This is a genomic window from Rhodothermales bacterium (genome assembly GCA_017643395.1).
Classification (GTDB): Bacteria; Bacteroidota; Rhodothermia; order Rhodothermales; family UBA10348; genus JABDJZ01.
This window is the reverse complement of record JAEPNP010000003.1, coordinates 452,164-471,693: the sequence shown is the minus strand read 5'-3', so window position 1 is coordinate 471,693 and position 19,530 is coordinate 452,164. Positions and strand designations below refer to the sequence as shown.

At 62.4% G+C, this 19,530-nt stretch carries 23 protein-coding genes; 20 read left to right on the top strand and 3 right to left on the bottom strand.

Annotated features, from left to right (window positions below; all coding sequences use genetic code 11):
* Window positions 1-11 precede the first annotated feature (11 nt).
* From JJ896_12580 to JJ896_12540, 9 genes are all read left to right on the top strand, one after another.
* Complete coding sequence (locus tag JJ896_12580) at window positions 12-1,118, top strand: flagellar basal body P-ring protein FlgI (protein ID MBO6780482.1); 1,107 nt, start codon at window positions 12-14, stop codon at window positions 1,116-1,118.
* On the top strand, window positions 1,119-1,589 hold the full coding sequence (locus JJ896_12575) for a hypothetical protein (protein MBO6780481.1): 471 nt from the start codon (window positions 1,119-1,121) through the stop codon (window positions 1,587-1,589).
* Window positions 1,586-2,122, top strand: coding sequence for a hypothetical protein (locus JJ896_12570; GenBank protein ID MBO6780480.1), 537 nt, complete (start codon window positions 1,586-1,588; stop codon window positions 2,120-2,122). Before JJ896_12575 ends, JJ896_12570 begins: the two co-directional genes overlap by 4 nt.
* Window positions 2,122-3,501 (top strand): flagellar hook-associated protein FlgK, encoded by a 1,380-nt coding sequence (gene flgK / locus JJ896_12565; protein MBO6780479.1) that lies wholly within the window; start codon window positions 2,122-2,124, stop codon window positions 3,499-3,501. Before JJ896_12570 ends, flgK begins: the two co-directional genes overlap by 1 nt.
* Before the next feature lies 1 nt (window position 3,502).
* Entirely contained in the window at window positions 3,503-4,432 is a 930-nt protein-coding gene (locus JJ896_12560; GenBank protein ID MBO6780478.1) for a hypothetical protein, read from the top strand.
* Window positions 4,433-4,447: 15 nt separating this feature from the next.
* Window positions 4,448-5,287 (top strand): hypothetical protein, encoded by an 840-nt coding sequence (locus JJ896_12555; protein MBO6780477.1) that lies wholly within the window; start codon window positions 4,448-4,450, stop codon window positions 5,285-5,287.
* 14 nt (window positions 5,288-5,301) lie between these two features.
* Entirely contained in the window at window positions 5,302-6,228 is a 927-nt protein-coding gene (locus tag JJ896_12550; protein ID MBO6780476.1) for an HDOD domain-containing protein, read from the top strand.
* Between the two features lie 191 nt (window positions 6,229-6,419).
* The gene (locus JJ896_12545; GenBank protein MBO6780475.1) at window positions 6,420-7,253 is read left to right on the top strand and encodes a flagellin; all 834 of its coding nucleotides are present in this window, start codon (window positions 6,420-6,422) and stop codon (window positions 7,251-7,253) included.
* A 257-nt stretch (window positions 7,254-7,510) separates the two neighbouring features.
* On the top strand, window positions 7,511-8,338 hold the full coding sequence (locus JJ896_12540; GenBank protein MBO6780474.1) for a flagellin: 828 nt from the start codon (window positions 7,511-7,513) through the stop codon (window positions 8,336-8,338).
* 154 nt (window positions 8,339-8,492) lie between these two features.
* On the opposite strand, the gene JJ896_12535 is transcribed toward JJ896_12540, so the two are convergent.
* A complete protein-coding gene (locus tag JJ896_12535) occupies window positions 8,493-9,659 on the bottom strand; it encodes a glycosyltransferase family 2 protein (GenBank protein MBO6780473.1) in 1,167 nt (388 codons plus the stop codon).
* Window positions 9,660-9,676: 17 nt separating this feature from the next.
* Window positions 9,677-9,910: a hypothetical protein gene (locus JJ896_12530; protein MBO6780472.1), complete on the bottom strand. Its 234-nt coding sequence runs from the start codon at window positions 9,908-9,910 to the stop codon at window positions 9,677-9,679.
* A 331-nt stretch (window positions 9,911-10,241) separates the two neighbouring features.
* Between JJ896_12530 and JJ896_12525 the strand changes: the two genes are divergently transcribed.
* From JJ896_12525 to JJ896_12500, 6 genes are all read left to right on the top strand, one after another.
* Window positions 10,242-11,645: a hypothetical protein gene (locus JJ896_12525; protein MBO6780471.1), complete on the top strand. Its 1,404-nt coding sequence runs from the start codon at window positions 10,242-10,244 to the stop codon at window positions 11,643-11,645.
* Between the two features lie 7 nt (window positions 11,646-11,652).
* Complete coding sequence (locus tag JJ896_12520; protein MBO6780470.1) at window positions 11,653-11,847, top strand: hypothetical protein; 195 nt, start codon at window positions 11,653-11,655, stop codon at window positions 11,845-11,847.
* Window positions 11,848-12,043: 196 nt separating this feature from the next.
* A complete protein-coding gene (locus tag JJ896_12515; protein MBO6780469.1) occupies window positions 12,044-12,370 on the top strand; it encodes a flagellar protein FliS in 327 nt (108 codons plus the stop codon).
* 4 nt (window positions 12,371-12,374) lie between these two features.
* Window positions 12,375-13,868, top strand: coding sequence for a flagellar filament capping protein FliD (gene fliD / locus JJ896_12510; protein ID MBO6780468.1), 1,494 nt, complete (start codon window positions 12,375-12,377; stop codon window positions 13,866-13,868).
* A 109-nt stretch (window positions 13,869-13,977) separates the two neighbouring features.
* Window positions 13,978-14,313, top strand: coding sequence for a hypothetical protein (locus JJ896_12505; GenBank protein MBO6780467.1), 336 nt, complete (start codon window positions 13,978-13,980; stop codon window positions 14,311-14,313).
* Between the two features lie 31 nt (window positions 14,314-14,344).
* A complete protein-coding gene (locus JJ896_12500) occupies window positions 14,345-14,686 on the top strand; it encodes a hypothetical protein (GenBank protein MBO6780466.1) in 342 nt (113 codons plus the stop codon).
* Between the two features lie 4 nt (window positions 14,687-14,690).
* Here the strand turns inward: JJ896_12500 and JJ896_12495 are convergent, their stop codons facing one another.
* Window positions 14,691-16,100, bottom strand: a complete 1,410-nt coding sequence (locus JJ896_12495; protein ID MBO6780465.1) for a sigma-54-dependent Fis family transcriptional regulator — start codon at window positions 16,098-16,100, stop codon at window positions 14,691-14,693.
* A gap of 200 nt (window positions 16,101-16,300) precedes the next feature.
* Here JJ896_12495 and JJ896_12490 point away from each other — a divergent pair, with 200 nt between their 5' ends.
* Genes JJ896_12490 through fliF form a run of 5 tightly spaced genes read left to right on the top strand, consistent with a single transcriptional unit; the run spans window position 16,301 to window position 19,520 of the window.
* Window positions 16,301-16,636 carry a hypothetical protein gene (locus JJ896_12490; protein MBO6780464.1) on the top strand — a complete coding sequence of 112 codons (336 nt, stop codon included), beginning with the start codon at window positions 16,301-16,303 and terminating at the stop codon, window positions 16,634-16,636.
* A gap of 9 nt (window positions 16,637-16,645) precedes the next feature.
* The gene (gene flgC / locus JJ896_12485; protein MBO6780463.1) at window positions 16,646-17,152 is read left to right on the top strand and encodes a flagellar basal body rod protein FlgC; all 507 of its coding nucleotides are present in this window, start codon (window positions 16,646-16,648) and stop codon (window positions 17,150-17,152) included.
* A gap of 14 nt (window positions 17,153-17,166) precedes the next feature.
* Window positions 17,167-17,478 carry a hypothetical protein gene (locus JJ896_12480; GenBank protein ID MBO6780462.1) on the top strand — a complete coding sequence of 104 codons (312 nt, stop codon included), beginning with the start codon at window positions 17,167-17,169 and terminating at the stop codon, window positions 17,476-17,478.
* A 1-nt stretch (window position 17,479) separates the two neighbouring features.
* Window positions 17,480-17,803, top strand: a complete 324-nt coding sequence (fliE, locus tag JJ896_12475) for a flagellar hook-basal body complex protein FliE (protein MBO6780461.1) — start codon at window positions 17,480-17,482, stop codon at window positions 17,801-17,803.
* A 19-nt stretch (window positions 17,804-17,822) separates the two neighbouring features.
* On the top strand, window positions 17,823-19,520 hold the full coding sequence (gene fliF / locus JJ896_12470; GenBank protein ID MBO6780460.1) for a flagellar M-ring protein FliF: 1,698 nt from the start codon (window positions 17,823-17,825) through the stop codon (window positions 19,518-19,520).
* Window positions 19,521-19,530 lie beyond the last annotated feature (10 nt).

The window sequence follows — 19,530 nt, the reverse complement described above, 5'->3', positions numbered from 1 at the left end:
CCCCCACCACCTTGAAACGCTTCTTCGCCATAGCGCTCATCACCCTGGTCGCCGCCCCGGCCATCGCCCAGGACGGCAGTTCCCGCCTGAAGGACCTGGTGATGCTGGAGGGCGCTGCCCCACGACAGTTGATCGGCTACGGGCTGATCACGGGCCTGGATCGCACCGGGGACCGTGTACGCGGACGTCGCGGCAGCCCATACACCACCCAGTCCATCGCCAACATGCTGGAGCGACTGGGCATTCCGGTTGATCCGGAGGTCATCAACTCGCGCAATACGGCCGCCGTCATGGTCACCGCGGTGCTCGACCCCTTCAATGGAATCGGCAGCACGATCGACGTGACCGTGTCCTCGCTCGGAGACGCCCGATCGTTATCGGGCGGCATGCTGCTCATGACGCCGCTCCTGGATCCCGAGTCAGGTGAGCGCTACGCCACGGCGCAGGGACCTGTGTCGACGGGCTCGATACTGGCGTCCTCGTTGGGCTCCTCTGTGCAGGTCAATCATACCAATACGGGGCGCATTCCGAACGGGGCCGTCGTCCAGTCCGCCTCGCCGGTCAATCTGGACGCAGCCGGCCTGGGCCTCGTCCTGAAACGGCCGGACTTCACCAACGCGGTCCGGATCGCGGATGCGATCAATACAACCTACCCCGACGCAGCCGTCGTCGAGCACGCCGGGCTGGTACGGGTCACGCGCCCGCAGGAGATCACCTCCTCTGCCCTTCTGCTTGCCAATCTGGAGGGCGTGCAGGTCGAGGTCGACATTCCTGCGCGCGTCGTCATCAACGAGCGCACCGGAACCATCGTGGCCGGAGGCAACGTGCGGGTCTCCGAGGTAATGGTGACCTACGGCAGCATCGTGATTGCCACGCAGGCCGATCCCTTTGTGTCGCAGCCCGGCGCCTTCTCGCAGGGCGAAACGGTTGCCGGCGCGGCCGGTGCGGCCCAGATCGATCAGGAAGGCACGCACTCGGTGGTGCTGCAGCCCAATACGGACGTCAATCAGCTCGCCGCCGCACTCAATGAGCTCGGGCTGACCGCCCGCGATGTCATAGCGATTTTCCAGGCCATCGATCGCGCCGGCGCTTTGCTGGGTGAACTGCACATTCTGTAAATGCGGATCTTAGGGACTCATATCAGCCCGCAGGCCGCGCCCGACCAGCCGAAGCCCCGCAACCCGGAGGAGGCTGCCCGGCAGTTTGAAGAGGTACTCGTGCGTGAGTTCGTGCGCGAGATGACCAAGGACCTGTTTGGCGGCTCGCTGGCAGGAGAACAGGGAGCCGGCTGGGTGAAGGCCCAGGGTGAGGCTCAGGGTGACGCGCTCACCGATGTGCTCACTCGGCATCTGGTGGAGTCCGGCACCATGGGCATCGCCGACATGCTGCTTGAGAAGTGGGAAGCCACCGGAATGTCGATCGACAGGATCCCCGGACTCGAGGGTCTGCCGGTTTCAGGCCCCGGAGATACCGGCCTGGCCATCCAGAAAATGCTGGCCCTGAAGCCCGGTGCCGGCCAGTCCCTGGACGAATTCCTCTCCTTGCGCAAACGGACTCTCAAATTCACCGACAACCGCCCCGGACAATGAGCGCACCCAACGCAAAACTCAGCCTGCTCGCCGACCGCATGGCCACTTCCCTCGGTGAAGGGGTGATCGCGCTCGCCGGTGTAAAGGATGCGCTGACGGCGCTGCTGGATGCGATTCGCAGCAGCCAGTTTGATCGGCTCGCAGCGGCCGCAGACAACCTTCAGGACTATGTGCACGTCGCCGCGGAGCGGCAGGTCGCCCATCGCCGGCAACTGGAGCTGTTTTTCCGGGTAGCCAGCATTGAGGGCGATTCCATTGATGACGCGCTCCTGATTCTGCATCGGGTTCCGGAAGCCGCCGAGGCGGCGGCGAACCTGAGCGCGGCCAGGCAGGCTACCCGTGACATCGCGCGGGACTCCGGCCAGCTCGTTGCCGCCGCTGAGTTCGCCCTGCGCAGTGCCGGCGGCGTCAACCACGAGCTGATCATCATGCTGCATGGACTCATGCAGCCCCAGGTGGGCACGGTCTACACCGCGCGTGGCACGACGAATACGCCACGCAACCACCGTCGTATGCTCGACCGGAGGGGTTAATGAGTCTGGGTCTCCTCCTCGATATTTCCCGTCAGAGCTTCCGCGCCCTGGATGCGGCCATGAACGTGGCCGGCCAGAACGTGGCCAATGCCGAGACGGAAGGATACAGTCGCCGGAGACTCGACCTTACTTCGCTCGAGGTCTACCGGGGCGGTTCCTATCAGGGCAAGGCCGGACTGGTCGGTGCCGGTGTCGGCATTGCGTCGTTTGACCGCATGCGCGACTCGATGTTGGATCACGCGCGATGGGAAGCCCGCGGCACGCTGCACTACGCAGACGAGCAGGAGCGGGTGATGCGATCTGTGGAGGCACTCTTTCCCACCGGAGATGCGTCCCTTCAGGAGAGCGTCGACCAGTTCTGGAATGCCTGGTCTGACCTTGCCGATCACCCGACCGATGTCGGGGTGAGACATTCCCTCAAGGGACGTGCCGAGGCACTTGTGAGTCGCCTCAACGCCATCGATACCGGTGTCGATCGCATCAGAAGAGAAACGAACCTTGCCATCGAAGAGAAGGTGACGGAGGCCAACAACCTCATCAGCCTTATCGGCAGCCTGAACGCCCAGATTGCACACGCCCAATACGGCGGGCATAGCGATTTCGCAGCGATGGATCGCAGGGACATTGCGCTGCAGCGCCTCTCGGAGATGGTACCGGCACGCTTTGAGGAGCAAATAGACGGGAGTACCTCCGTGTACATCCGCGGACTGCAGGTGGTCACGCAGGCCAATACGATGCTCCTTTCGGCCGACCTCACAGGGAGCTCGCCCCAGGTGACCATCGGCGAACCAAGCATTGGCTTTCCGTCCGGTCTGGACACTGGAGAGATCGGCGCACTACTGGGTCCGGTCTACGACGACATCAACAATACCAGGGACAAGCTCAACGCGTTGACCGACACGCTGGTCACCGAAGTCAACACCCTCCACCAGGCAGGCTACGGAATCGACGGCACCAACGGGCGCGATTTCTTTGATCCGACAGGCCTGGCTGCCGGCACCATCGCCCTGTCCGCCGATGTCGCCGACCCGATCAACATCGCCGCCTCAGGCGACAGTGCGGCGCAGGGAGACAATTCAAACGCCCTTGCCATCCATGACCTCCGCTACGCACTGGTGATGAGTGGCAACAGCCAGAATCTGAGCGACTACGCGGTTGATATCGTGTCCGAGATCGGATCGGGCGTGGCCGCAGCCCGTGCTCGCGCCACCGGGGCGGAGGCCAGTGTATCCGGCCTGGACGCGCTTGCAGATGGCGTTCGCAAGGTCAACATCGACGATGAGATGGTCGGCCTGATCAAGCTTCAGCAGGCGTACGCGGCCTCGGCTCGCGTGCTATCCACCACGGACCGCATGTTCGAAATCCTCTTGTCTATCTGATATGTCATTTCAACAGATCTACAAGACCGGGCGACAGATCAACCTGAGCAGGGACACCCTTCAGCGGAATCTCCGTGCCAGGAATGCAGAGCATGCCCGCCTGAATGAAGAGTTGGCCACCGGTCAGAAGATCCGGCGGTCCAGCGACGACCCCACGGGGTTCGGCATCGCGCGCCGGCTCGATTCCTTTGAGCGCCAGTACGACCAGATTCTGCGCTCGGTCGACTCGGCGACAAGTTGGACCAACTCGACCCAGGACACCCTCGACGACATCGTAAACCTGGTCACCAGTGCCTACGAGGAGGGGATCCGTGGTGCCAACGCGACCCTGGGTGCCGACGGACGTGAAATGGTGGCCGATCGCGTGGGCCACATCCTGGAAGAGGTCGTCGAGCGGCTCAATACGCGCACCGCCGACGGCTACATATTCGCGGGCACGAATACGACCCAGAAACCCTTCGTCCTCGACAACGCCGCAGGCTCCGACGGGGCCGGCGTCTCTTACTACGGCAACGCGGCCAGTCAGGAGCGCACGGTGGGCATCGAAATGCGCATGAGCGTCGGGATAGCCGGCGCCCGCATGACCGGATCCGGTGGGGTCGCCATCACGGAGGCGCTCGGCGCGCTGCGCGACGCACTGGATGCCGACGACTCGACCGCCATCGAATCAGCAATTGCCGACGTCACGACCGCTCGGGACCACATGATCAAGCTGGCCGCCGAGGCTGGCACGGCGGGAGAGCGCCTGCATCACCTGCGCGAACAGGCCTCTGAAATCAAGCTTCGGGTGGTCGAGCAGCGCTCGGGTATCGAAGACGCCGACCTCGCAGAAACCGTCACCGAGATCCAGAAAAACCAGACCGGAATTCAGGCCGCCATGCGCGCGCTGGCGTCCGTCTACGAATACTCCATTCTCAACTACCTGCGCTAGTCGAGGTAAATAGCCATGCTACGTAAGATCCAGACCAACAGGTATGAGGCCTATCTGGCCTCCTATCGTATCCCCGGCATCACGTTCTCGGACAACCCGGAACTGCCGAACTCCATTCGACCGGTGTGGACGGCACTTGCCGCCGGAGCATCGGACGCCGCCATGCGCAACGCGTTGGCCGCCCTCTCCGAGCAGCGCCTGTTCTCGGCGGAAGAGAAAGCCGGCCTGCTGGTCGGACTGGCTGCGGCCAAACTCGAAATGGGTTCCACGGAGGATGCCTGGGAAACCTCCCGGAAAGCCCTCGACCTGTTCCCGTACCAGGTTGCGGCCCATCGTATTCAGATTTCCGTGCTTGCCTCGCGTCGCCACTATGAGGAGACCTACGAGCGCATCGGTGCGCTCGCCGAAATTGACGATCCCGCCGTCTGGGACGTGGCCATCGATTCCAGGGAGATCGCTCTCAGCAAGGCATCGCTCAGTTGGCTAACCGGCCAGTGGGACTCGGTTGCCGAACACATTGCAGAGGCCTACCCCGACGGGCTGACGTCCATGCCGGATGAGATTCAGGAGGACTCGTTCCGCCTGGCACTCTACCGCAACCAGCCGGACGAGGCTGCACGGGCTGCGGCTCTGCTGATTCCGCGCCGCGGCGTCGCACAGGCCGACGAGATGCTGCAGACGCTGGTGCAGGGCGGATGGACTTCGCAGGCCCTCCCCCTCTATCAGGATGCCTTCGGTCGTGAGCCTGAGTCCGAACTGCTTCGTCGCCGCCTCGTGGCGCTCTGCATCAAGGAGGGGCAGCTTGAGGAAGCTCGCCGTTTGACGGCCCCGGGCGCACTGCGCACGGCGGCATAATCTGAGGTATTGACGTGAGTCGCCTGGGCAACATATCCAACGAGCGCAACCACAAACGCACACTTGGTCATCTGGACCTGAATGTGCCGCCGATGCCGCATACCATGTTTGAGGCGATGCGCATCATGGAGAACGCAGAATCTGCAGACCACGCACGGGTCGTGCGCATGGCTGAGAACGACCCTCTGGTCGCGGTTCGCCTTCTTCGAGTGGTGAACTCGGCCTACTACGCCTTCTCACGAGAGGTAACCGACGTGGATCGCGCCGTGCGACTCATCGGGCCCGGTGCGGTGGCCGCTCTTGTCACGGGGATGAACGTGATGCGCCTGGAATCGGCGATGACCGGCCCCGCCGGCGAACTCTACACTCGGCTGATGCGACACGCCGTCGCTACGGGATGGATGGGCCAGTGGCTTTGGAGCCGGCTCGATCCGTCCGCAAACGCTCGCACCGCCTTCACCGCCGGACTCCTGCAGGACTTCGGACGCATCGTCCTGGTGTACAGCTATCCCGAAGACGCGATCCGATTCTACGAGGAAGAGGCAAACCGATCTCCCGATGCCTGGCTTGCCGCAGAGGCTTCCGTGTTCGGGTGCTCGAGTGCCGAGGCGGCACGCCATGTGGCCGACGAGATGGACTTCACGGGCGAAATGCGTCGGGTGCTCAAGGGAAAAATAGAAGGGCCCCTGGCCGACATTCTTGAAGCGGCCGATGCGTCCGCCCGAGCGTTCGGATTTGCGTTCCATGACCCCGTTGACTGGGGGCAGTGTGCGACTCTTGAGGTATGGGACCGTCTGGTGGGTCGCTACCCTGCCCGAGCCGGAGAGCCAGAGGAGTTGATTGCCAATGTCATGGAGGCGCGCGACAACCTGCAGCGATATGTGCATCAGATGATGAGCAGCAAGAGTGGCTCACCGCGAGGATTCCGACCCGCCGCCTGATACCTGCAAACCGTTTCAGCCGAAGCCCCGCCGACCCCTGGTCGTCGGGGTTTTCTGCGTTTTTAGCCTCAGGCGCCCCGTTTTGCGGGGCGCTTTTTTTTGCGCTCCAGGTCTTAAGCGTGCCCAAAGTGCTCCGATAACTCTCACTGTAACCGTCATGCCAGACCGTTCAAACAAAACCGCTTAGAACCATGGGTGCTTTCGGAGACCTCTCCCGCATCAATACAAACTTGCAGAGTCTTGAGGCTCTGCGGGCCATGCAGCTCAACAACTCTGAGCTCGGGACCCGCCAGCTCCGACTCGCCACCGGCAGCAAGATCAACCGGGCCGAGGATGACTCGGCAGGTTATTCCATTGCAAACAAGATCGGCGCCAAGGTGCGTGGTCAGGCACAAGCTCTCGCCAACGTAGGCGACGCCAAGAGCCTGCTGACCATCGCCGAGGGCAGCCTCTCCTCCGTCATGGAGATTCTCATGACCATGAAGGAGAAGACTGTCCAGGCCGCCAACGATACGATGAGCTCCACGGAGCGCTCGTACATCGACAACCAGCTTGACGCCCTCTCGGCGGAAATCACGGACATCCTCACGGACACGAAGTTCAACTCGGCCTCGCTCTTCACGAGCTCAAGTTTCAGCTTCCACGTCGAGGCAGAAGCATCAGACACCTTCTCGGTCTCGATCGGGACGCTTTCTGTAGCCCAGCTGTCCGTCGCGACTGGTGACATCAATGTGACTTCAGCGGCCAATGCTACCGGCCTGCTGAGCAGCATCGACTCGGCCATCACGACGATTTCCAACAAGATGGGTCAGATCGGCGACAGTCAGAAACGCCTCACCTTCAAACAGGAGGCCCTGAACGTTGCCATCAACAATAACGAGGCTGCCCGCAGCCGGATTATTGACGCGGACTTCGCCAAAGAGCAGATGCACATCGTAAAGCTGCAGATCCTGCAGCAGACCGGTACAGCAGCGGTGGCGCAGGCCAACCAGGCCCCGCAGTCCATCCTGCAGCTCCTGCAATAAGGCAAAGGAAGGCCCTTTACGGGGGGCCGGATTAACTAAACAAAGAGAAAGAATGACAAGATGAGATAAGACAGGCCGGCAACCTGTCGCACGGGCACCCGCCTTAAAAAGCGAAGCCCACTGCGGACGCCTTTCTGGCAGCGCCCTCGGTAACCAAGTGACTACGCTTATAGCCCGGGCATCAGCACGCCGACCCCAGACGATCTCATGGCCTTCCCCTTAAGGCACTTGTCTTCAATCCCAAGGAGGGAACTACAATGGCTTTCGGAGACCTTACCCGAATCTCGACGAACCTGCAGTCGATGGAATCGCTGCGCACGCTTCAGAACTCGAACAACGAGCTCGGAATGCGTCAGCTGCGCCTTGCCACCGGCAGCCGGATCAACGCTGCTGAGGATGACTCAGCCGGCTACTCGATCGCTACGAAACTGAACGCAAAAGTTCGCGGCCAGGCTCAGGCGCTTTCGAACGTTGGCGACGCCAAGTCTCTGCTCACAATCGCAGAAGGCAGCCTCAACACGGTGATGGAGATCCTTCAGACCATGAAGGAGAAAACCGTGCAGGCGGCGAACGACACCATGAGCTCAACGGAGCGCTCCTACATCGACAACCAGCTCGATGCGCTCTCCAACGAGATCACGGACATCCTCACGGATTCGAAGTTCAACAACACCTCGCTGTTCACCTCGACTTCGTTCAGTTTCCAGGTTGGTGCTGAGACTGCAGACTCGTTCTCCGTCTCGGTTGGAACGCTGTCGGTTGCACAGCTGGCGGTCGCCACCGGTGACATCAACGTGACCTCGGCCGCAAACGCCACGGGTCTGTTGAGCTCCATCGATTCGGCAATCACCACCATCTCAACCAAGCTTGGTTCGATCGGTGACAACCAGAAGCGTCTGACCTTCAAGCAGGACGCCCTGGGCATCGCCATCAACAACAACGAAGCTGCGCGTAGCCGCATCCAGGATGCCGACTTCGCCAAGGAGCAGATGGAAATCGTAAAGCTGCAGATCCTGCAGCAGACGGGTACTGCTGCCGTCGCCCAGGCCAACTCGGCCCCGCAGTCCGTCTTGAGTCTCTTCTAGAGCACTCAGATCTGAATACCCACACGGAACGGTTCTGGCACGAATCCCGTGGGTTTGTGGGCGGAATGGCGGTCCGCCCGCACCGGAAAGGCCTCCCTGCAAAGGGGGGCCTTTTCTGGTTTCAGGCCTTTTTTTGCGCGCCTGAGGACCTTGTTCAGGCCACGGCGCGCTGACCCTGGACCAGGCCTAGTTTGAGGGACTGTATAACCTCTTTGGCCTGTTCGGCATCGAACTCTTCTGCCCTCTCCAGTCGCTCGAAGGCCTCGGCGTGTCGCGTCAGTCCGGCCGAGCGACACAAGCGCGAGAGTTTGCGCATGAGCACGGCAGGATTGAGCATGAAGCGGGCACGGCTGCCCTCAGCACTCATGGACAGCGCCTCCAGGAGCATGAGCAGACCGTCTGAGAACTGGTGCCCCGCGAGCAGAGCGATGCCGGTGATCTGATACGCCACCGGCTCGTCTTTGTCCAGATTGAACATGGCGTTGCAGTGCACGAGGGATCGGGCCGGGAGGCCGGCCGCCAGTGCGGCCTGACTGGCCAGAAGGTGCGTATAGAAGGCGTTCCCCTTCTCCATCTCGTCGTAATCCAGAGCGCCGTACAGGTCGAGCACCTTGTCCCACTCCTGCATGACATAGTGCACGACACCCAGCTGGTAGCCGTAGTACGCCCGGTGCTGGGCGTCGCGGGCATTCTCAAACTCGTGCTCGAGCAGGTGCATGCGGGTGGCGTATTTCTCCTTCATCCGGGACTCGCTGTGTGCGTAGCCCGTGTGGATGATCTCCGCGTCCAATTCTACGAGACCATGGCCGGTGCGATTCGCGTAGGCGATGACCCCGGCCTGAATCTGGTTGTGGACCCGCCCTTCATACCGGACCTCCGGCGCATTGCGGAAGATGCGCAGCTGACGCATCCGGTCTGCGGCGATGAGTTGATCATCGGCAAGCAGGTTGCGCACGGTCATGCGAACGCAGGCGACGTTGGCAGCGAGCGATTTGCGTATGCGGCGCCAGTGCAGCGGGTCAGGAAGGAATTCGTCCCCGTCGAGAATCATGATGAACTCGCCCGTGGCAAGATCCAGGCTGTGGTTTCGGGCCACGGCGAACGAGTCCGGCCACTCTATTTCCTCGTACACATCTGCGTATCGCCGGGCGATGTCGGGCGTGCCGTCGGTAGAGCCCGTGTCCACGACTACTATCTCATCTACGTGAGGCCGTGCCGTGCTCAGGCATTTCTCGAGCCCGTCGGCTTCATTCTTGACGATCATGCACAGGGACAGCGTGTGTTTGCCGCCCTTGCGCTTCAGTTTGCGAGAGGAGCTCATCGACGACCTCCGGAGGCCTAGCCTTCCGAATTCTGTTTTTCCTGGAGCTCGTCCTTGTCGACGAGTCGGAGCCCTGAAGTGGGGCGTTTCTTGTCCTGTTCTGCGCTCCACACCTGAAGCGGTTCGATGCCGTCCTGATTGAACATGGCCTCGTCCGAGAGAGTGGGCGTCAAATCATGCATCCATTCCCCCTTGTCCTGACCGGAGTCGCCGGTGCCTGGAAGCGGATGTATGCGGGCTGGATTTGCCATTTGGGGCTAGCAAGGTCTTTTGTGCACCTCCCTCCCATGCCGGAAACATGCCAAAAAGGCCAGTTCTGAAAAAAGTGGTCTCCCGGGCTTAAATCGCTTTGCCTGCCGGCCGATAACCCGTTCGCGCCCACTTCGCGCTGCCCGAAAGAGCGTCCTCCCCCGGAAGCTTCTTCCCATCCCCCGCAGCCGATCCCCCGCTGGCGCAGCGTGCTGGTAGAGCCCCAACTCAAGGGGCACGCACCCTCCTTCTCAGGTCAAACCTGAGGCAGGACCCCCATAAATGCCGGTTTGGCTTGAGTCTCCATGCAGCACTCATCGCCTTCTACCAGTCATGCCTGTCTTCTCCCTCGGCGGCCACTCGCTCCGGTCCGCAGGGGCGCACGCCTCCGTATCCGCAAAACGCGGTGTCGCCCATCCGGCTCGCTCAAGAAAATCCGACTCGAACCGCGATTCCGTCCAGATTTCGGCCAAAGGACGGCTCAAGTCACGAAAGGCCCAATCCGCACAGGCCGCACCGCAGCAGCCGGCGAGCGAGAAGGCGTCGCGCCTGCGTTCCTCGGAGTCGCGCAGCCACAACAAAGCCGAACACCAGGGAGCCGGCCGCTCGAGCTCTGCACGTGGCCGACGTGACGAAGTCTCCGACCGCTCGGGCTCTGCCCGTGGCCGGCGCAACGAGGCAGCCGACCGTTCGGGCTCTGCCCGTGGCCAGCGCAACGAAGCCGCCGACCGTTGGGGCTCTGCACGTGACCAGCGCAACGAAGCCGCCGACGCTCGGGAAGGCGTGCGGAGCCGCGCGAGGAAAGGCTGGCGGACTCGCCGCGCGGGCGAAATCGCGGAGCGCGACGGCCGCGAGCAAGGACGGGTACGCGGGGAGGACGCCGCGGAGCGGCTTGCGGCCCGGAGGAAGTATCGAAACCGTGTGGAAGCCGAAAACCGGGCCGCCGAAGTCGAGCGCCGACACGCCTCCAGGAGAACCGGCAGCGAGAGGCAGGACCGGGCCATGGCCGAAGCACGCCTGCTGGAAAAGCGGGACGCCGAACTGCAGCGGTATTCCGGCGTGAGGTATGGTCAGGCAACCAAAGCCGGTGCGCCGTCGCGGACAGCGGGGGCGCCGGCACGCGAGACCGACGATCAGACCATTGGCGCGCCGGCACGAGAGACCGACGATCAGACCGCGGGCGCGCCGGCACGCGAGACCAAGGGCGAGTCCCGCATTTCAGATCCCGGATCGGCCGCGCCCGAAACTGGCGAGGCCCCGGAATCCCGATCCAGCGGGCCGGCCCCTGAGGAAGCCGAGGAGCGGGTGATTCCGACCGTCGTGCGAACGCGGAGAGCGCGCACGTCGAGCAGTCGCACCTCCAGCGCCAGACCTGCCGCGCCGAAGTACACCCCCCCGGCTGCAAGCTCCGCCAGGGACGTCAGCTACTATGTCGGCGAGGCAACCATGAGGAACGGTGAAATGGTTCGGGTGACCGCGGACGCTCCACGCGATGGGCTGGCCTCGCTGGGTGACCGCGCGCGGCAGACCGCCTCCCCTTCGACACCGGGTCGCCTGTCGACCGAATCAGCAAAGGCGGGTGCACCGAGTCACGGTCCCGCAGGGATGGGTACGCTCATGGCCGCTTTCCCCATCGGACAGACCGGTCCGCTGCCCGGAGCAACCATTCCTGGGTCGAACGAAGCCTTTTCCACGGGCCCTGCCCGCTCAGGTACCCGGTTCTCCGGAAGCTTCTGATCGGGAAATGAAGCCGACCATGCTTAAGGGCCTTCAGTTGCGAGCCGATACACCGCTCAGGCCTCGTATTTCCGTTGCCCACTTCAGGCCGCTGCGCATCGAGATGTGGGCCTCCCCCGCGGAAGCCGCCAACAGGTCCATTGCTCCCCAGGACCTCACCGGCGGCTTCAGCCCGGGCTCCAGCTTCTCTGCAAAGTTCTGATCCGGCCCTTTAGGGCAGCACAGTCGGGTCGATACGAATCGGGAGAGCCTGCGGATCTGCGGCAAAATTCGGTTGGTCTCGGGTAATGTTTTCCCCGAAACGAATCTGGATCGAGCCCGCCGAGCCCGCCGCCGCGCAGAACCACTACGGCACGGCTCTTGACCGCCATCAAGCCTGACATTCCGTCTGCCCCCAGATGCCAAGTCCAAAAAGCCGGTTCGATAGCTACCAGAAGCAGGCCATCATGTCTGCTACTCCGGAGCAGCTGGTCGTAAAACTCTACGACCTCGGAATCGCCTCCTGCCACAGGGGTGACCGATACAAGCTGCGAGCCGTGCTTCGCGAACTCATCGCCTCTCTCAATATGGAGAAAGGGGGCGAAATCGCAGGCCGGCTGTATTCGATCTACGCATTCTGCATGGATCACTCGGCAAACGGCGATCTGGAACCGGTGGCAGAAATTCTCGGGGGTCTCCGGGATGCCTGGAAGTCGGCCGTTGTAGGATCCGCACGCGCAGCCTGACTGAATGCTGAGTTCGATCAACCGGGCCCTGATGGCCAATAACCCGTACGAGCAGCTCCTGCAGCAGATCGTACGCATTGAGAGCCAGCCGCGAGGAGACATCGAGCAGCGGCTGAAAACGGCCGAGCGCCAGTCCGACATTCTCGGTGACCTCGACAGCGCCGTCTCGAGTCTCCACTCGTTGATGGAGAGCTTCACCGATGTGCTTTCCAGTCCACTCGACGGACGAGCCGCATCGCTCTCGGACGAAACCTACTTCACCGCCGGCGCGGGCTCAGGCGCAGCCAGTGGCAGCCACACCATGCAGGTGCAGCGTCTCGCGAGCACCGACACCCGGCTGAGCCAGCAGTACACCAGCGCGGGCACCTCCCTGCGCTCCTTCTTCGATACCAACGGCTCGCAGTCCTTCACGATTTCGGTGGCAGCGCCCACGGACGCCGACGAGAACAATCGCGAAGACATCTCGGTCACCGTGAACCCGACGGGATCCACCGACGAGGACATCCTTCAGGAGATTTCGGTCGCCATCAACGACGCGATGAACGCGGCGAACTCCGCTGAGACCATCGACGATGACGAGAAAGCACTCGCATCGGTGGTCAGTGAGACGTCCGACACGGCGCGGCTTACCCTTCGGTCCGGGCAAACCGGGTACGCGAACCGCCTCCAGTTCACCGATTCCGCCAACGGGCTGTTGGCGCAACTCGATATCACGAACGCCGCCGTTTCCAGCGGCACGGGTGGTGGGTACGTGACCGACATCGGCTCAAGCGAGTCGAATTCAGAGCTGAACTCCAAGTTTGTGCTGGACGGTCTGACCATTTACCGGTCGAGTAACCAGGTCACCGATGCGCTTGACGATGTGACGCTGAACCTCAAAGAGGTACAGTCCACCTCGCTCGACTTTACAGTGGGCCCGGATACCGAAGGCGTCAGGAATCAGATTGACGACTTCATTCAGAAGTACAACACCATCGTCACCCAACTGTCGGGCGCGACGTTGGTCGATGGGGACCTCGGGGTCCGCGGCGTGTTCGCCGGCGACCCCACCCTGCGCAGCCTTCGGTTCAACCTGCGCAATGACATAGCCGCTGCGGTCACGTCACAGTCCAGCGGACAGATTCAGTCCATCGCTGAAATCGGTATCGAAATCTCCGAAGACGGCACCCTTTCAATTACCGACAACGATGAGTTCGAGGAAGCCCTCGAAGCCGATCCGGCCGCGTTCAAGGCGCTCTTCACCGGTGCGGACGGCATCGCCACCCGCATTGACACGCGTATCTCCGGCTACCTCGGGGCCGATGGCATCTTCGACAACAGGGTCGATGTGCTGGACACGAGCATCACGCGAATCAACAATCAGCTGGAAGACTTCGACGACAAGATGGCTCGCCGGGAAAACCAGCTGCGGCAGCAATACGCCAAGATCCAGGAAGCCATTTCCCTCTTCCAGGGACAGCAGCAGTTCCTCGGGTCCTTCTCCACCGGGTTCTTCTAGGACCTGACCGCGATTTCCGGTCACAGGAGGCAGTCACTGCCGCCTCCGCGAGTCCAAAACGGGACTGGCACGCTCCTTGATGCTTGAGAAGAGAACTCTCTTCCCATCCATGCATCACCCCTCCGTTCACACCATCCTCGAACTCGGCGACGCCATGTTGGCGGCGCTCGACGACGGCGATGTAGAGGTGTTCTCGGGACTGCTGGAGCGCCGCGGCAAGCTGGTTCGCCGGTTGGCCGCCGACCTTGAGGCCGACGGGTTGACCCAGGCCGACCGCGACGCGCTGGACGCCCAGGGCGAACGCATGGTTGAAGCCATGCGCACGACTCGCGTAGGTCTTGGTGCCGCCATCAGTGCGGTTTCCCGCTTCCGTACGGCGAATCGCAGCTATGCGCAGCGCCAGGGTGTGCCCATGGGAAGGCTGAACAAAAGCCTGCACGGCTAGTAACGACTTCCCCCTTCTTCCGGTATCCGACATGGACATCCAGCGCATCAACTCCGCTTCGACTGCCGCCGCAAATCAGGGCCGCACCGAAGAATCCCAGGAGGCCCGTCAGGCACGCGATGCCGCCCGGGCAGGCCAGCAGGCCGGCGCTCAGGGCACTTCAGACGCCATCGATCTCCAGTCCGCGGTTCGGGAATCTCCGGAACTGACGGCCGCCCGTGCAGCGATGCGAAATCTGGATACTCTGGACGATGCGCGCCGCGCCGAAATCCAGTCGAAGATTCAGAACGGCTACTACAGCCAGCCGGAGACGATTGCCAAGGTGGCGGACGCCATGGCTGACGCCCTGCAGAGCGGAAAGAAGTCCAGCTGATCCCCTACTCTTCCAGCAGGCCCTCTTCCCGGTAGCGTTTCAGCTTGTTCCTGATGGTGCGAGCCGAGATACCGAGCTTCTGCGCGGCCTGCTGCTGGTTGTTGCCGGTGTCCTCCAGCGCCTGAAGAATCATGTAGCGCTCCATGTCGTCGATCGTCTCCGCCTTGGGACCGGCGCTGCCGCCCTCCTCTGCCCTCGCAGGGTCAGCGTCCGTAAAGAAGTCGTCGAAGACATCCTCGATCTCGATCACGTCGCGCTCCGCTGAGAGCAGCACGCCGCGCTGAACCAGGTTTTCCAGTTCGCGCACATTGCCCGGCCAGTTGTAGGATCGGAACCGCTCCATGAGCTGTCTGGAAAGAGACTTCTTTTCCTGATCGTACAGGGCGCAGTACTTCTTGACGAAGTGATCTGCCAGCAGCGGCACGTCCGCCAGACGTTCGCGGAGTGGCGGCACCGTTAACGGAAAGACGGCCAGCCGGTGGTAGAGGTCCTCCCGGAAGACTCCCGTGCTGATGGCCGTGCTTAGATTGCGGTTGCTCGTGGCGATAACGCGCACATCAACTTTCTGGACATCGGTCGAGCCGATCTTCTGGAACTCCGACTCCTGAAGGACGCGCAGCAGCTTGGCCTGCACGGACAGATCCACTTCCGTAATCTCGTCCAGCAGTAGGGTGCCTCCGTCAGCCCGCTCGAAGGCACCGGTCATGTCATCGATGGCCCCCGTGAACGACCCCTTGCGATGACCGAACAGGTGGCTCTCAACAAGCTCTCGAGGCAGGTTGGCGCAATTGAGCGTGAGGTAGGTCTTGTCGGAGCGATCACTCATCTCGTGGATGGTGCGCGACAGAATCTCCTTACCCGTCCCGCTCTCTCCCTGGATGAACACGGGGGCCTTGTTGGAAGAGATGCGCGGAAGCACCTCTTTGATACGCTTGATGGAGGGTGCCTCGCCGATGTAGGCGGTCTTGCCGACCTTGCGTTTGCGTGACGATTTCCGCCCCTTGGCCGGCGTGGCCCCGTCGGCCTCTTCTTCCTCCACATCCAGGGGCTGTGCCAGGCATGCCTGCACCCGCTCCACCAGTTCCGCCGTCGAGAAGGGCTTGGGGATGTAGTCGATGGCCCCATGCTGCATCATGCGCACCGCATGCTGCACGTTCGAATGCGCGGTGATCATGATGACCCGCGTGCGCGGGTAGTTCTCCCGCACGTGCCCCAGCAATTCGAAGCCGTCCATGTCGGGCATCATGAAGTCCGTCACGACCAGATCAAAATGCTCGTTGGCCAGCAGCTCCACCGCCTGGTGCGCACTGGAGCAACTGGTCACCGTCATGCCATGGCGGGCAAACAGCCGCTCGAACAGACTGTGCAGCAACTGCTCGTCATCGACGAAAAGAATTCGGGCCTTCGGATCCATGGAAAGGGGGTCGTGCCTGGGATGAAGAGCGCAATATAGTCCCAAAAAACTCGCTTTGGGGACCGGGCAAGATTCTCCAGCGCCCGAAACGAATTTCCCCCGACGTCGCCTGACACCGCCCGCAGGCAGGGCTGCAAGGCCGGTTTGTTGCATGGCACGAAGCTTGGGTTCTGGATCGCGTCCCGAACTCCGACCGCGCAATGATCAACGACAAGCTTCACCTGCTTTCCAACGCCCTGGCAACATATGCCCGGCGGATGGACGCGATTTCCGGCAACATTGCCAACCTCGACACGCCCGGCTTCCGCAAGATTTCGGTGTCGTTCGAGGATCGCCTCCAGGAGGTGCTGCACGGCTCCGACCCGTCCCAGACGGCAGGCGTGCGCCCGAAGATGGAAGTGGGTGAGGAAGCGCCGGTTCTGGAGGATGAACTGATGAACATGGCCGATACGCAAATGCGCAATCAGCTGGCCGCGCGTGCCCTGCACGAGCACTTCGGACTGATGCGCATGGGCATTACCGGTCGCAGCGGCTGATCGAGGTAGATGACCATGGATCCAGGAGGACGCATACTCTCATTCTTTCGCACCGCTGCGCGAGGTCTCGAGGCCCAGCGCATCGCGCTGTCCGCAGCGACGGAGAACATTGCAAACGCCGAAACCACGCGCACGGCGGACGGCACTCCGTATGCCATCAAGCGCGCAGTCCATCGCACGGACTACACCCAGTACGAGCTGTTCGGCCAGATGCTGTCGGAGGCCCAGAGCTCGATGAAGAGCACCAGCGGCAAGCACCTGACCGGATCGGACGCCTACCGCGTGGTCAACAAAGTGGACCTCGGTCCGCAAACGGAGATCATCGAGACCGAGCGCACCCGCGCCGAATTCGATCCGACCCATCCCGATGCGGATCCCGCCGGCTACGTGCACTACCCCGACATCAACGTCGTGGAGGAAATGGCCCGCATGGTTTCGGCCAACAGGCTCTACGAAGCCAACCTCTCCTCCGTGCAGTCGGCCAAGGAGATGATCAAACGAACTCTCGACATCTGACGCTTCCCCAGTAGATGATCAAGCCCACCCATACGCGTGTGTACGCTCCCGGCCTGGAAGCCCGCATGGCTCCGACCCGGCGCCAGCGGCCTGCACCAGACTCCGCACGACCCGGTGCCGACCCGACCGCGCCCAATGCGCCTTCACCGTTGCCGGGCAAACGCGCCGGAGACAGTCCGGCAGCCGCTCGCTCACCGGAGGAGCGGCACATGATCGAGGCCCAGTTTCCCGAAACGAAGCGCATGTCGCTTCGGCTCTACGGACCCGCACGACCAGCCTCCCAGGTGGAGCACAGTCTCGGGTCCTTCATCGATCTGAAAGGCTAGCATGGCTATTTCAATCTCCCAGCTGCAGCGCCTGCGCTCCAACCACCTTCAAGGCGAAGGCGGGCTCTCACTTCCCCAGCCGCGCGGGCTTCGCTCGAGCGATCCGTCGGAGTTCGGGGACCTGCTCAAGAACGCCATCGACCGTGTCGACAACGTGCAGAAGCACGCCGACGGGGAGATCACGTCCTGGGTTGCGGGTGAGAAGGAGGACCTGCACGAGGTGATGATCTCCATGAACCACGCCCAGCTCTCGTTCCAGCTCATGACTGAAGTGCGCAATCGCCTGGTGGACACCTACCAGGAGCTCATGCGCATGCAGGTCTGATCCCCACCCTGACTGATCCATGAACGGCTTCTTCCAACAACTCGCGGCCCTGGTTCAGCGGCTTCCCATGCGTCAGCGGCTCGCCATCGGCGGTGTGCTCGTCGGCGGCGTGGTCCTGCTCGGATCCGTGGCCTACTGGGCCAATCAGCCCGACTATGCCCTGCTCTTCGGCGAGCTCTCACAGGCCGACGCCGGCCAGGTCGTCGAAAACCTGCGCGGCCGCGGAGTCAAGTACGACCTGCGCGACAACGGATCCTCCGTGTACGTCCCTCGCGAGCAGGTGTATGAACTCAGGCTGCAATTGGCCAGCGACGGCACCATTGCCGACGGTCCTGAAGGCTACAAGATCTTTGACCGGGGCACGCTCGGCATGACGGACTTCATGCAGCGCCTCAACATGAAGCGCGCGCTGGAGGGAGAGCTCTCCCGGAGTATTGCCAGTCTGCGCCAGGTCGAATCTGCTCGGGTTCACCTTGTCATGCCCGAACGAAGTCCCTTCCGCGAGACGCAGGTTCTACCCAGCGCCTCCGTCGTGCTGCAGCTGGGCCGGGGCAGTTCGCTTGACCTTGGACAGGTCGACGGCATCGCCTCCCTGGTTTCGGGTGCTGTCGAGGGCCTGGATGCGGGCGATGTGACGGTGCTCGATACCGCCGGCAACGTGCTGTCCTCGCCGGGCGACGAGGATGATCAGGTGACCCTCTCCTCTACCCAGCTGGAGGTCCAGCGCACGGTCGAGGAAAATCTCGTCACCAAGGGCCAGACGATGCTCGACGAGGTGCTCGGTGAAGGGAACGCCATCCTGCGCATTTCGGCAGCTCTGGATTTTTCCCGCACCGTATCCAACCGGGAAATCATCGATCCCGAGAGTGCCACGGTGATCTCGGAGGAGAAGATCGACGAACGTGTGGACGAAACCACCGGCGCCAACTCCTCGGTGCGCAACTACGAGTTGAGCCGCACGACCGAGACCCACGAAAAGGGCGTCGGCTCGATTGAGCACCTAACCATCTCGGTGATTCTCAATCAGAAGCAATTGCCCATTCCCGAGCCGACCGATCCGGATGCCGATCCGGTGCAGCCCGTCTTCCAGGAGTACAGTGCCGAGGAGATCTCCGAGATCGAGGCCCTGGTGCAGAACGCAGTCGGCTTCGTGCCGGATCGAGGAGACCGCATCGCCATCCATCAGACCCGGTTCGAATCCAACGCAAACAACCTTCTGGTCGAGGACATGGGAGCGTTCGGGCCGGACAAACTATCCAGCTACTTCCGCTACGGCCTGATCTTCATCGCCCTCATTCTCGCGTTCCTTCTGGTGCGAAAGGCGGGGCGTCAGGTCGAAGAACTGCAGGCCGTCGAGCCGCCGAAGCGGCCGAGCTTCTACGACGACCAGGGCAACCTGCTGCCCGGCAACGCGCCGGTCAGTGCGCTGCCGTCAGGCTCGTATCCGTCCCTGACCGAGGCCGAAGGTGGTGGTGGTGCACTGACCATCGACCAGGCTGTCGCTGCCGGACTCTCGCAGGAAGAGGCAGAACTGGTGGCCGAGCATCGCCAGTTGGGCCCGGCTGTGGAAGACGACCTCTATGCGGACAAACTCGAATACGAGAAGCCGCCCGAGGACCCCATTTTCGATCAGGTTCGCATGATGGTGTCCGCGTCACCGGAAGACGCAGCCGCAGTCATCCGCGAATGGCTGTCCAACGATCCGCTCGCCCTGTAACCCCACCCCG